Origin of the sequence: Kribbella sp. NBC_01505 (assembly GCF_045040285.1) — a bacterium.
In the GTDB taxonomy this organism is placed as follows: Bacteria; Actinomycetota; Actinomycetes; order Propionibacteriales; family Kribbellaceae; genus Kribbella.
In genome coordinates this window covers 8,904,901-8,917,490 of record NZ_CP109425.1, presented here as the reverse complement: position 1 = coordinate 8,917,490, position 12,590 = coordinate 8,904,901, and the positions used below count along the sequence as shown (strand labels likewise).

The following is a 12,590-nucleotide window of genomic DNA, read 5'->3' as shown; positions in this document are numbered from 1 at the left end:
AAGGCCAGGTAAGGATTCGGTGCCCCTGCGGCGAGCTCGAAAGGCCGGGGTCAGCTCTTGGCAACGCGCTGTAGTCGCGGGATAGTGCTAGTTCCGGCGGGCAGGAGGGGGAGAGGGTGCCGATCGGAAGAACCGTCGCGCCGTCTAGCGGCTCGCTGCGCATCGACGCGGAGACGGCCATCATCCTGCGCGAGGCATTCCACAAGATCGAGGCGCTGTACCGCACCGACCACCACGGGTTGTACGACTACGTCCGCGCGGTGGCGGGGAAGCTCGCCCGCGTCGACACGTTCTACGTCGGACTCCTGCAAGGCTCGAACCGGGTGCGTTTCCCGTACGGCTACGACTCGGGCAAGTTCGACGATCCGGCGACCCACATCTTCGGTCCGAGCGGCCAGACCGCATGGTTGCTCAAGCAGCGGCAGACCTACCGCTACGCCTATGACAACGGCGCGGTGCTGCAAGTCGGCGTACCGTGCGGCGACACCAGCAAGCAGTCGGCCGACGCCGTCACCGTGCCGCTCTTCCGTCCGGCCGACGACGGATCTCGCGACCAGCTCTTCGGCATGGTCTCGATGCACAGTTATGCGCCGGACAGCTACGACGACAACGCCGTACGGGCCTTCGAGTGGCTGGCCGGGATGATCGCCAGAGTTCTCACTCGCGAGACCGAGGACCGCAATGCATTGCGGTTGCTGCCGGCCGGCGAGGACACTCCGAACGCGCTCACCTCCGAGCACGTCATGGAGTACCTGTCGAACAGGATCGCCCTGTTGCGCACGATGGCCTCGGACGCGCTCGCTGGGGGCGAAATGGCTGAGCCGGTCAAGACCCAGCTGGCTGAGCTGATCAGGACGGCGGAGCAGACGCAGTCCGAGCTGATCGAGATGATGCTGGAGGTCGACGAAGGTCCGGAGCGCCGGTTCACCAGCCTCACCGGAGCGCAGCAAGGCGTTGCGGTCCTGCTGGTCGAGGGTTACGACAACGACCAGCTCGCGACCGAGCTGGGGATCAGCCTGAACACGGTGAAGTCGCACCTCAGCACGATCCTGCGCAAGTACGAACTGGACAGTCGCGCCCAGGTGGCCGACGACGTACGCCGGTATCTCGCCCGGTGACCAGACGGCATCGTTCTCAGGACGAGACCCGGTGAGGCTCGCGCTGGTCCGTCGGGCAATAGGCAGGTCTGCACCCGGCTGAGAAGGTCGAATCCTGTCCGTCCGACGGGAGCGAAGACTTGTCCGCGATCCACAGCCGGTACCTCCACGAGATGCACCAGCGGTTCGGCCAGTTTGCCTGCTGGCCGCCCAACACTCCTTTGAAACTGGGCGATGTCGGCGTCCTACGGCGCGACAAATTCGAGAAGGTCACCACGCTCGCGGAGCTCGGTGTCCGGTCGCTGCCGGACGAGACCGGTGCGCCGGTCCTGCTGGAGTACTCGTCGGCGGGCCAGGTGCACCTGGCCGTCGATGGCGAGGCTCAGGCCTCGGTCCTGCCGTCCCCGGTAGGTGGCATGGTCTCGATCAGCTTCGGCCGGGAAGGCGCGACCTTCTTCCAGGCTGTGGACGCTGTCCGGGAGTCGATCACCGATCTGCCGAAGCTGGAGAAAGCCTTGGCTCCGCTCCGGGTCCGGAAGATCTGGAAGCCGGAATGGGCCGTGGTGACCAGCGTCCAGCGCACCGGCCCAACCATGATCCTCGTCGCCGCCGGCCGCGACACGAAGGTGGAGTTCAACGTGTCGGCGGACGCGCTCGGTCCGTCGATCCCGCTCGCCGCCGCCGCGGTCCGTGCCGGTTTCGCCTCGACCGGCGAGATGGCCGTCCGGGTCCTCGCGGCCGACGGCACGACGCCACTGTTCGGGGCCGCCCAGTTCCGCAAACGCCTGACCGGTACGTCGTTGGTCTACCGGACCGACAAGCTCCAACTGACCGAACTCGGCTGGGACGACCTCGATGCCGACGAGTAGCCGGACGACGGCTGCCCTCGATCATTGCATCGCCGTCGCGCGGGCCAGGGCGTACGACGACGAATGTGATGTCGACGTCGAATACCTCTTGCTCTGCACGATCTTTTCCGACGACCTCACCTGCCGCGCACGGCTGACATTGCGAGGCCTTGGCTTCTACCACTTCATGGAGGAGGTAGTCGTTGCGGAGTTCGCGGCGACCACAGCGAAGCTGAACATCTCGGCGACGCCGCGCACGATGGGCCGGACGATGGAAGCCGCCGCCGTCCTCGATCGGCTTGCCTACTGGACGACGAGAACCGGCGACGAGACGGCCGATACAGTCCACCTCCTGCTGGCCTGCCTCGAGCACTGTGTCGACGACGAGGAACTCGCGCAGTACATCAAGCAGTCAGGCATCACGTTGCGCGACGTGGTCCGAGCAGCGATGACCGTCCGGTACTACGTATCACCGACTGATCGCCAGGCCAGGGCTCGCGGGCCGATCCTGTCGCCCGGCCGCTCGGCTCGTCCCGCTGCGCACCACTTCGAGAACCTGACGAAGGACCTCGGTCCCCGGAAGGCACGCTCGATCAGTCTGCGTTCTCAGCAAGCAGGTACCGCCGAACTCGGCTCGCCGGTCCACCTCTATCTGGTGCGGATGCATCTGTGGTGGCATCTCGCCCTGGGAGCCGTCGCGCTGATCCAACTCGCGGCTGTCGTGGTGGTGATGTTCACGGTCAGTTTCTGGGCCGCCATCTGGCTGATTGCTCCGATTCCCCGGGCCAAGGCGCCCGTCTCGTTGCGGATGCTGCTGATCGTTGGACTGACGGTGGGCTCGTTGTTGCTCGGAACTCCGTGGTGGCTCGCGATCGGAGCGTTCCTGGTGGCGCTGCTCATCACGATCGAAGGCCGGTTCGCGCTGCTGGAGGTCAGGGCCGATGTGGCGGACCCGATGGTCGGACCGCGGGAGTTGCGGCGGGACGGCCGGATCAACGCAAGCGCGGCCAACTGGTTCCATGCGATGAAGGCGACCGGGAAGCTGGCGGCGCAGTGAGCGACGTCTCGGGCCTGGACGCCTCGGTGTTCGACCCGTTCACCGCGAGCCCGGCCGAGCTGCGCGACTGGCTGACGCATCGCAACCTGAACGATGGCGACGACGTGATCACCGATGTCGTCGTACCGCTGTCCGGGTTCAGCAACCCGGCCTCGACGGTGGGTCTTCTGGACCGCCTCGGACTGCTGAGCGAACAGGCGCTCTCGATCCGCCTTCAGCGCGCCTACCGGACCGGGCGGAACCGGATCGGGACCTATCGCTGCGATGTGGTCACCGCCCTCGATCAGGCGATGTTCTGGAACTCGCTGGCGGTGAGGTTGCTGGTGATCGTCCTTCTCTGTACGGCGGCGATGCTGCTCGGACTCGGCATCGGAGCGGTCGGACTGTTGCTTGTCCTCGCCTGGCCGCTGACCCTGTGGCGCGGCCGGTTCGCCTTTCCGCTGACCGTCGCCGTTCTCGGCATAGTTGCCTGGAACAACATCTCGAACCTCTTGTACTTCGCGTTCGCGGCCGGCGTCTGCGGGGTGGTCCGGCTGTTCCTGTGGTTCGTCCGGTTCGGTCTCATCCAGGTGCGGATCGTCGACAGTCCGGCGCGCTTCCTGGGCCGGGGCTTCCTGACCCGGGCGTTGTGGGATCGCAACGCCTCGTCGGTCCTGCTCGCGGTCGCGAAGGCCACCCATGAGGAGCGGGCCCGCGCGCCGTTCTTCATCGACGACGTGTTCGACCGGGCGCCCGCCGTACTGCGTCCTGTGCTGGTGCAGTGCCGGGCTCTCGTCGCGATCGGCCGGCTCGAGTTCTCCGAGGCCCTGCGGTTGTCCGAGGAGGCCAGGGAGCTGGCGGATTCGGCACCGGAGGCAATCCGTGGGTGGTGTGCGCTGCAGTCGGGAGACGTCCTCCTCGCGGCAGGTCAGCTGGGAGCAGCCGAGCGCCGCTGGGCGGAATCGGTCGAGCTGCTGACCAGGAGTCGCCGCGCTGCCTTCTGGCTGATACGCGCCGAACTACGGTTGATCGAAGCCCAGACCGCCGATCTCGGCGACCCGGAGCGCTGTCTGCTCGGTCTACGGACCCTGTACGACGTCCGTCGGCGGGCTGTCCGTCGAGGCGATCCTGTCCTTCTCCGCAAGACCGAGAACTACCTCCTGCGGCTGATGCACCAGGCCGGGAACACTGTCGGTGTCGTGGTTCAGCTGCATGCCGAGCACGAGGTCACGCAGGGAACCGTGGAGATCGGGGACGCGATCGCAGACCGCGTCGCCGAGACGTTGCTGCTGGCAACGCTTTATCTGGACATCGTGGAACACCCGGACCAATATCCGGACGATGTCGAGGTGGACGAGTCGGATCCGGCTCGCTACGACCTCCCGGCCGAGTTGGCTGATAACGCGTTGCGGCATCTCAGCCGCTCGGCCGAACCGCTGCTGGAAGCCCAGGCCTACGCGGTCCTTGCTCGCGTCCGGGCGGGGACCGGGCAACGAGAAGAGGCACTCGGCAACGCGCTGGAGAGTCTGAACGTTGTCCAGCGAGTGCGCTATCAGCTGCCGACCGCACAATGGCGTGCACACTGGCTCGCTCTGCATGCCCACACCTATGCCTTGGCGCTGGAGCTGGCGGAATCCGACGGCGAGCTCGTCGCCGAGCTACTGGAAACGGTCCGGGCACAGGCGATTCCCCTCGAGACCGGTACGCCGGGGGCGTTGCTGCGGGCGGCCTTCGATTCCTTGCTGACAGCAACAGGGTTGCCGCTGGGCGCCGGGCTGCTGAAGGACGCCGTACCGTCTAGAACCGACCCGTTGCAGACCGACCGGACCATTCTGGTGTCGGGCGCTTCATGGGTCGGTGGCGATGCTGAGGACACCATCGAGCTCGAACGCGAGCTCGATGCGATGTTTCCGCGCGGGTGGTACTGGAGTTTCGCCAAGGTTGGTGAGTGGGTCTATCACGCGGTCCGGTCGCCGGCCGGGACCTGGTTCGCGGAGCGGCGGCCGTTCAGCGAACTCGAGCCGTCGTTCGGCGCGCTGTTGCGTTATCTGCCGGTAGAGCAGCCGGACGGTGCGGAACAGGACGAGGCGTTGGGAGTGTCGTCTGCCGACCAGATACTGCCTGGTGGTTCGGTCGGTGACCTGTTGTCGCGGTTGTTCGAGGACCTTGGGGATGCGCTGATCCCACTGCCGCTTCGGCACGCCGCGCACGGCGAGCTCCTGCAGATCGTGGTGGCGCCGACCGCATCGCTGGCGCTGATTCCGATCGCGGCTCTGTCGCTCGGCGAGGGTCGTCATCTGCTCGACGTCGGCTATGTCGCACATCTCCCATCCGTTGCGCTGCTGGCAGAACGTCGTTCCCAGCTGACTCGCGCCGACGTGACGGATGAACCTCTTGAGGTCCTCGCCGTACTGGCGCCTGACACGGCCCCGGAGGCGTCCGACTTGGAGTTCGCCGTTTCGGATCCGCCGCTGGCGGAGCGCACGATCACTGGCCCTCTGGAGAAGGGTGCGCTCGCCGCGGCGTTGGCCGGCTCGAAGGCGGACTCCGTGCTCTTCCTGGCCGGCCACGTCGAGGCTCTGGATCCGGACGATCCCGGCAGCACCGGTTTCGTCTTCGCGGACGGGCCGTTCGGGCTTCACGATCTGTACGAGACGACCGATGCCGGGACGCCGCGCTATCCCATACCCGAGCAGGTGGTACTGGCCGGATGCAGGAGCATCGGACTGTACTTCGACGGGCCGCCCGGTCTCGTCGACGCGCCCGAGTGGCTGGGGCTCGGGGCGGCGATGGTGTACGGCGGTGCGCGGCACGTGTTCTGCACCTTGTACGACATCCCCGATACCGCCCACACCCCGCGGATCGACCGGGCGCTGGTCGACTCGATGCGCTTCCGGCTCGAGCCTGCCCGGGCGTTGCGCGCGATCCAGCGGGCCGAACTCGATCGGTGGCTGGACGGTCGCGGCTCGACCCCGTTGGTCTTCCTCGCCTACGCGTACGTCGGCCTCGGCCGCGCGGGCGCATCGGCGTACAGGACTATCTGAGAGAGGAGCTCGAGCATGGCTGGACTGTTCGGCATGATGGCCAAGCAGGTGCACGGCAGTATCGCCACGAAGTACGACCAGATGTATCCGGGGCTGGACGCGGACGGGTCGGTGCACTTCGCGGAGTACGACGGAGAGGTGGTCGGTCCGATCGCGGTCCGTGGCGTGAGCTGGATCCGCGCGCGGATGTCGCTGAACGGGTTCAACCTGCGGGTTAACCAGGAGACGGACTGGCGGTACTTCGACGTCAGCCTCTACCTGACCGACGCCCGACTGGTGGTCGTCGTGGACAAGCCGATCGACGCACGGACCAGAAGGGTCGGGCATCTGCGGTATCCGTGGATCCACTCGGTCGGCTACCGGCCTCGGCAGAGCTTCCTGAACGAGTGCGAGTTGGTCGTCGGGATGGAACAACCGGAAGGCGGCGCCGAGATGCCGATCGACTGCACCCTACGGTTCTTGCTGAACCGAACTGACGACAGCGCGGAGCTCGCCCGTCAGATCGTTCGGCGCCTCGCCGGCCACCACCTCGCGCGGGGCACCTTGCCGCCGACCGCAATCCCCGGTTTCGAGCAGCTCCTGGACCCTCCACACCTGCCCGACCCCAAGAAGGGCGACCACGCAACCTATTGGTTCGGCGCGTACAAGCACTATCCGGCCGGCGCCGAATACATCTTCGGCGAGCCAGAAGCCGGCACCTGGCGAGGCACCGACACGTAACGCCGTCGAGTTACCTCTTCTGCTCGAGGTCGGTACGCATCTTGACGAGCAGCGCGGCGAGCTCCGCCTCGGTGCAGCCGGTTGCCATCACCACTCCGATGGTGCTCCGGTCCGCCCAGCCGCAGCGGAGTTCGGAGCCGGCGGAGCAGCGCACCTCACCACCCAGATCACCGGCCGGGTACGCCGTCAACTCACGCCGCTGTTCACCCCGGCCCTTCGCGATACCGCCGAGGAAGTCCGTGATGGCCTTCCTCGGGTCGGAATCCTTCTGTTCGAGGCCGATGAAGAGCACGGGGACCTCGCCGCCGTTGGGGTGTGCGTATCCGCCGTACTGCAAGTCGGTGTCTTCCTTTGCGGCCACGCCCCGCTGCTGCTCCAGTGCGACGGTGTACTGCGGCGCAAGCTCGACGCGGTGCACCCCACCGGCCGTCTCGGCGATCACGATCCGCCGCTCGGGCTCGAAGCTGATCGACGACGCCCACCTCGACAGGCTGCCGAGAACGATCAATCCGCCGACGGCGACGCACGCTGTCGCAATGTTCTTGACCCGGCCGTTCGGCGCGCCGAACGCGGTGTTGTCGCGGCGAATGCGGAGGAGCGCTATCAGTCCGCCGATCAGCAGGACCGGCGCGAGCATGGTCGGCAGCGCCTCGCCAATCTCGAAGAAGCTGACGTCCAGCGACACCAAACCGACCGCACTCGCGATGTTCAAAATCACGGAACCCCCTCCGGACAGATGCTCCCCGGAGCAGTCCGGTCGCCCGCGCACCCTAGCGACCAATCGGGTCACGACTTGCTGTCGACCGGTTCCGTGGCTCGAGCGGCGAGGAGTCCGCCGATGCCTGGGATGAGGGAAAGCAGCCAGATGCGGTGGCGGCCGTTGCGGACCAGGACGGCGATGATGATGGTCGCGGTGTAGGTGAGGCCGTGGATCGGGCCGAGGGCGGCGGCGATCGACGGGTGGTGGATGGTGGCCAGGTTCGCCAGTAAGAGGATGAGCGTGCCGAGCTCCAGGGTGCCGATGAGGTGTAGTGCACGCTGCGGGGTCACAGTCCGGCTCCGGTGGTTGAGCCTGGGCGATAGATCATCAGGACGACGACGATTGCCCAGAGCAGGTTGAAGATTCCGGTCTGCATGCCCAGCCGACGGTCGCCTCGATCGAGGTCGTGGCCCTGGCCGAGGCCGGCCAGCAGTTGGCGCTGGCCGGGCAGGATCAGTCCGATGAGAACTGCTGCGGCGCCGGCGGTCAGGACCATCGAGATGATCAGCCAGGTGTCACCGAGGACGCCGAGACTGGCGCCGGTGGCGAGGCCGAAGACCGGGACGAAGATCGCGATCACGCTGTACACGCGAGTGATGCGGTGCAGGATCTGGATGGTGGCAGCTCCACGTGCGTCGTGCGGGTGGTCGAACGCGCTGCGAGCCGCGCGGGGAAACATGCTGGCGGCGATCGCGACGGGGCCGACGGCAAGGATCGCGGCGAGGACGTGGACCGAGAGCAGGAACCCGGTCATACGTTGACGGCCGGTACGGCGCCGACGTTGCGCGGACCGAATTCACGTTCGAGCAGATAGAGACCGAATCCGTCGAAGAGGACGAACTGTGCGCGCGGCCGTGGCATGAGAATCCTTTCAGGGGGAGTGACTACCTGGACATCCTCGGCCCGACCCGCAGAATCCGCTATCGGCTATCGAGACACAAACTGCCTGAATCTGGCCACCCCCTGAAAGATCAGTGATCCGGCTATCATCGGACGATGCACCTGGTCGCTGTTCTCGCACTGCAGGATGTGATTGCCTTCGATCTGGCCACGCCTGTTCAGCTGTTCGGCCAGGTTCGGCTGCCGGACGGACGCGCGGGATACCGCGTCGTCGTCGCCGGCAACGAGCCGTCGGTCGAGGCTGGGCCGATGCGGATCACACCCGGCTCCGGCCTCGACATCCTCGAGCGGGCGGACCTGATCGTCGTACCAGGTCGTAACGATGCGGCGGCTCCCACCGAGCCGGCGGTGCTCGACGCGCTACGGGCGGCCGTGGCCAGGGGCACGCGAGTGGCGTCGATCTGTGTGGGTGCGTTCAGCTTGGCCGAGGCGGGTCTGCTCGACGGGAAGGTTGCGACCACCCATTGGCTGGCCACCGACCGGTTGGCGGGGGAGTACCCGGCCGTTCGGGTCGATCCGGATGTTCTCTACACCGACAACGGATCGATTCTGACATCGGCCGGTGCGTCCGCGGGTCTTGATATGTGCCTGCACGTGGTCGAGAGCGACTACGGTGTCGCGGTCGCGGCGGATGCCGCGCGGCTCGCCGTCGCGCCGTTGCATCGGACGGGCGGGCAAGCGCAGTACATCTTGCGCAACCGGCCGACGCTGCAGACTGCGAACCTCGAGCGGGTCCTGGAGTGGATCGAGGAGCACGCTCATCGCCGGTTGACCCTGACCGACATCAGCGTCGCCGCGGGAATGAGTGTGCGCACGCTGGCACGGCGGTTCGCGGAGGAGACCGGGCAGAGTCCGATCCAGTGGCTGACCGGCGTCCGGATCCGGCACGCCCAGGAGCTCCTCGAGACGACGGATCAGACCGTCGAGCGGATCGCCGACAAAGTCGGGTTCCCGACCGCCAGCAACTTCCGCGCGCTCTTCGCGCAGACCGTCGGAGTCAACCCGGGCGCCTACCGCCGAACCTTCAGGCCGGCAGTTCCCGCAGCACCATAGTGGCGGCGCCTTTGAGCGCGAGGCGCTGGTATCTCGGCGGCGACCGCTCAGGACCTGAGCATGACCATGACCAAGCTGAGAACAATTGCCAGACCAGACAGGCCCACGCTAGGTTCGCGGCCATGCGTGCGTTGGCCGGGATCGTTGTGGTGATGGCAATGCTCGTCGTCGGCAGTTGCAGTACGGGAGACGCGACGCCGCCTGGGCCGAAGCGGTCTCCGGTGCCGACGAATCCGGATCGCGAGCTGGGCACGGTCCTTGCCGCGCTGAGTCGCCTCGACGCCTGCATGCTGATCGACCCGGCGCGAGCCAAGGCGCCCGGCTTCGCGGCTGGTCAGCCGTTTACCCAGCCGTCGCCGTCGACCTGCACGGTCCGGAACAACCGGGCGGGATCGGTGCAGGTCGACCTGCTGACCCCTTATCTCGGGTACGAGCGGTGGCGGGGACGCGAGCGGTTGGTCCTCGGCGATGCGGTCGGCTACCTGCTGTCGAACGGCAACTGCGAGCTGGTGATTCCGGTCAGCTTTCGGTTCGCAATCAAGTTCGCAGATCGCGGCGCACAGCAGCCCACCAAGGTGAACTGCGCACAGGTCCGCGCCTTCGCCGCTGCCGCCGTTCCACTGCTTGCGAAACCGCCCGGCCCTGGGCCTGGCCGATGGGATGCGTGTGGCCTGTTGGGGCGAGCGCTCGGCATGGAGCAACCGCCGTACCCGCAGGCGCTGGATCGGTGCGAGATGACCGGCAAAGCCCGGCTTCAGTTGCAGTACGGCGTACTTGCGTTCGACCCCAAGGACTACCGCGAGCGGGTGACTATCGCCGGGCGGACAGCTGGGCTGAAGTCGTCGGGCGCTGAGTGCATGCTCACGATGGACGAGGGGCCGACCGGTCTTCAGGACCCGCGTCCGGCCTTTCAGCGCATCGTCCTGGCAGCTCCGACCTGCCCGGAAGCGACGAAGCTCGCCACCACCGTGACCGGTCTGCTCCGCACGCCGTCGCCGTCCAGCCGGGTTCAGACGCCGCTGTACTTGCGCCCGAACGAGCCGGAGCAGGCTGCTCCTGGCGGATGCGCGTTCGTCGAGTTCCGTGCGGACTTCCAGGACTGCGAGCCGTACACCTCTGCCGACAAACCGAAGGCTGCCGAACTCCACTCCAAGGCTCAGGCCGATCCGCACGTCCTCTGCGCGATCGCAGCCGACCAGGTGCGCGAGCGGTTCGGTGAGCGACTGAAGCCGGTGGTCGCCGGGCACCGCTGCCATTTCCTCGAGGGCGGCGAGCGGCTGAAGGTCGTGATCAGCAGCTCAGGCGATACCTTCCCAGCCGACCCGCCGCCGGCGCTCACCATTGCCGGACACCCCGCCGAGCAGACCCGAGGATACGGCGACAGCCACGTCTTCCGGATCGGCTTGGGCGAGAAGAGCCAACTCTCCATCGAGTACGACCTCTTCACGACCAAGGAAGGGCCGACACCGGCTCCCGAAGACGCAGCCGTGCTGGCCAAGCTCGAATCACTGGTCCCGGCTGTCGTCCAGCAGCTGAAGTGAGCCGACAGCGCCCGACGAGGCTTGACGCCTGTCGGCGCGTCGTTGCCGACCGTTCGGCTTGAGGTCTCGACCTCGGCGATAGGGTTCGGCGGTGACTGACAAGCGGCTTGTTGAGATCTTCACCGACGGGGCGTGCAGTCCCAATCCGGGTCCTGGTGGGTGGGGTGTGGTGCTGCGGTACGGCGAGCACGAGAAGGAGCTGTACGGCGGAGAGCCGGCGGAGACCACCAACAATCGGATGGAGCTGATGGCTCCGATCATGGCCCTGGAGGGGCTGACCCGCGACGGCGAACTGGTGAAGCTCCACACCGACAGCACCTACGTGCGGAACGGCATCACCCAGTGGCTGCCGAAGTGGAAGCTGAACGGCTGGCGGACGTCAGCCAAGTTGCCGGTCAAGAACGCCGACCTGTGGCAACGCCTGGAGCAGGCGAACGCCCGACACGACGTCGAGTGGCTATGGGTGAAAGGCCACGCCGGGCATCCCGAGAACGAGCGCGCCGACCGCCTCGCAGTAAAAGGGCTGGAGGAGGCAATTGGACATGTGGTGATCCAACCAGGCGCCCAGTCCAGTACGAGATCCCGGCCGGCTCCGATCCAACCCGACCCAGAACCCAGCCTCTTCGACTAGCTCGCAGAAGCCACGACTGGCCACCCGAGGGCTCGGGCCGACGTTGCGGCCACCTGAAACTCAGTGGTCAGCGGCTGATGGGTGGGGCTAGCGTCGTTCAAGTGATCAACCCACAGGTGCCAGTCGCTTGGCGGAGCGTGTTGGGTGGCGCTGACGTGGTTCAGGTGGTGCCGGACCGGATGTGGTCGGCGGGGAACTGGCTGATCAAAGGCCGCGATGTCACCCGACTGGTGGCGGAGTTCAGGGTCTTGTCGTACCTCGCGGCGCAGGGGATCCCCGTCGCTCTGCCCGTACCGACAGACGACGGCAGGATCTGGGCAACGGTCGGCGACAGCTCGTTTGTCCTTACGCCGGAGCTACGAGCGGGCCCGTCAGCTGACGAAGACTCGCTTCAGTTCGAGATCGGTGCGGCGATCGCCCGCCTGCAGCGTGCCTTGGCGGAATGCCCGTACGAGGTCGACTCCTGGGAGATTCGTCCCATCGAACGCACCTTCGACGAAGCCTGGCCCCCACTGGAAACACTTGCGGCGGACCTGACCACGCTGGTCGAGTCGCTCCGCAAGGAGCTCACATCATTGGTAGGAGAGCTGCCCGTCCAGCGAATCCACGGCGACTGCCATCCAGGCAATATCCTCACCGATCGAGGCCGGGTCACAGGCTTCGTGGACCTCGACCACCTGCCCACCGGACCACGCGTCTACGACCTCGCCTACTACCTCTCCGTCGGCCTGGGCCCCTCCACACACTTCCTCTCCGGCTACCAGTCCGAGGAACCCCTCAGCCCTGCCGAACTGGCCGCAATCGACCCACTGATGATCGCCATCCAACTCATCATGGCCGAGTGGCACCTACGCACAGGCCAAACGCGGCAAACCAACCAAGCCCTAGCGACCGTACGCCGCCTGGCCGCCCAACGCCGCTAGCGCCGAAGCGCCCCGCGCGGCATGCGCCTGACACCTC

Annotated in this window: 11 protein-coding genes and 1 pseudogene; 9 read left to right on the top strand and 3 right to left on the bottom strand. The window is 66.7% G+C overall.

The window, feature by feature from the left end; all coding sequences use genetic code 11:
- Nucleotides 1-116: 116 nt before the first annotated feature.
- The 5 genes from OG474_RS41745 (at nt 117) to OG474_RS41725 (ending at nt 6,745) form a co-directional block, all read left to right on the top strand.
- Nucleotides 117-1,118: a LuxR C-terminal-related transcriptional regulator gene (locus OG474_RS41745; protein WP_405059204.1), complete on the top strand. Its 1,002-nt coding sequence runs from the start codon at nt 117-119 to the stop codon at nt 1,116-1,118.
- Nucleotides 1,119-1,237: 119 nt separating this feature from the next.
- On the top strand, nt 1,238-1,966 hold the full coding sequence (locus OG474_RS41740) for a hypothetical protein (RefSeq protein WP_405059203.1): 729 nt from the start codon (nt 1,238-1,240) through the stop codon (nt 1,964-1,966).
- The gene (locus tag OG474_RS41735; RefSeq protein WP_405059202.1) at nt 1,953-3,002 is read left to right on the top strand and encodes a hypothetical protein; all 1,050 of its coding nucleotides are present in this window, start codon (nt 1,953-1,955) and stop codon (nt 3,000-3,002) included. Before OG474_RS41740 ends, OG474_RS41735 begins: the two co-directional genes overlap by 14 nt.
- Nucleotides 2,999-6,025, top strand: coding sequence for a CHAT domain-containing protein (locus OG474_RS41730; protein ID WP_405059201.1), 3,027 nt, complete (start codon nt 2,999-3,001; stop codon nt 6,023-6,025). Before OG474_RS41735 ends, OG474_RS41730 begins: the two co-directional genes overlap by 4 nt.
- 15 nt (nt 6,026-6,040) lie before the next feature.
- Entirely contained in the window at nt 6,041-6,745 is a 705-nt protein-coding gene (locus OG474_RS41725) for a hypothetical protein (RefSeq protein ID WP_405059200.1), read from the top strand.
- A gap of 10 nt (nt 6,746-6,755) precedes the next feature.
- Here the strand turns inward: OG474_RS41725 and OG474_RS41720 are convergent, their stop codons facing one another.
- From OG474_RS41720 to OG474_RS41710, 3 genes are all read right to left on the bottom strand, one after another.
- The gene (locus OG474_RS41720; RefSeq protein ID WP_405059199.1) at nt 6,756-7,463 is read right to left on the bottom strand and encodes a hypothetical protein; all 708 of its coding nucleotides are present in this window, start codon (nt 7,461-7,463) and stop codon (nt 6,756-6,758) included.
- A gap of 68 nt (nt 7,464-7,531) precedes the next feature.
- Nucleotides 7,532-7,795 carry a hypothetical protein gene (locus tag OG474_RS41715; protein WP_405059198.1) on the bottom strand — a complete coding sequence of 88 codons (264 nt, stop codon included), beginning with the start codon at nt 7,793-7,795 and terminating at the stop codon, nt 7,532-7,534.
- Complete coding sequence (locus OG474_RS41710; RefSeq protein WP_405059197.1) at nt 7,792-8,259, bottom strand: hypothetical protein; 468 nt, start codon at nt 8,257-8,259, stop codon at nt 7,792-7,794. Before OG474_RS41710 ends, OG474_RS41715 begins: the two co-directional genes overlap by 4 nt.
- 242 nt (nt 8,260-8,501) lie before the next feature.
- On the opposite strand from OG474_RS41710, the gene OG474_RS41705 reads away from it, so the two are divergent.
- The 4 genes and pseudogenes from OG474_RS41705 to OG474_RS41690 all read left to right on the top strand — a co-directional run bounded on the left by OG474_RS41705 (nt 8,502) and on the right by OG474_RS41690 (nt 12,553).
- Entirely contained in the window at nt 8,502-9,458 is a 957-nt protein-coding gene (locus tag OG474_RS41705; protein ID WP_405059196.1) for a GlxA family transcriptional regulator, read from the top strand.
- A 122-nt stretch (nt 9,459-9,580) separates the two neighbouring features.
- Nucleotides 9,581-10,999, top strand: coding sequence for a hypothetical protein (locus OG474_RS41700; protein WP_405059195.1), 1,419 nt, complete (start codon nt 9,581-9,583; stop codon nt 10,997-10,999).
- A 91-nt stretch (nt 11,000-11,090) separates the two neighbouring features.
- Nucleotides 11,091-11,528: pseudogene (rnhA, locus tag OG474_RS41695) on the top strand (ribonuclease HI); the annotation flags it as partial.
- Nucleotides 11,529-11,731: 203 nt separating this feature from the next.
- Nucleotides 11,732-12,553 (top strand): phosphotransferase enzyme family protein, encoded by an 822-nt coding sequence (locus OG474_RS41690; RefSeq protein WP_405059194.1) that lies wholly within the window; start codon nt 11,732-11,734, stop codon nt 12,551-12,553.
- Nucleotides 12,554-12,590: the final 37 nt, after the last annotated feature.

Excerpts from the sequence above, each read along its gene's own strand:
- OG474_RS41710 (WP_405059197.1), bottom strand. The coding sequence starts at position 8,259 with ATGACCGGGTTCCTGCTCTCGGTCCACGTCCTCGCCGCGATCCTTGCC.
- OG474_RS41705 (WP_405059196.1), top strand. The coding sequence starts at position 8,502 with ATGCACCTGGTCGCTGTTCTCGCACTGCAGGATGTGATTGCCTTCGAT.
- OG474_RS41725 (WP_405059200.1), top strand. The coding sequence starts at position 6,041 with ATGGCTGGACTGTTCGGCATGATGGCCAAGCAGGTGCACGGCAGTATC.
- OG474_RS41700 (WP_405059195.1), top strand. The coding sequence starts at position 9,581 with ATGCGTGCGTTGGCCGGGATCGTTGTGGTGATGGCAATGCTCGTCGTC.
- OG474_RS41735 (WP_405059202.1), top strand. The coding sequence starts at position 1,953 with ATGCCGACGAGTAGCCGGACGACGGCTGCCCTCGATCATTGCATCGCC.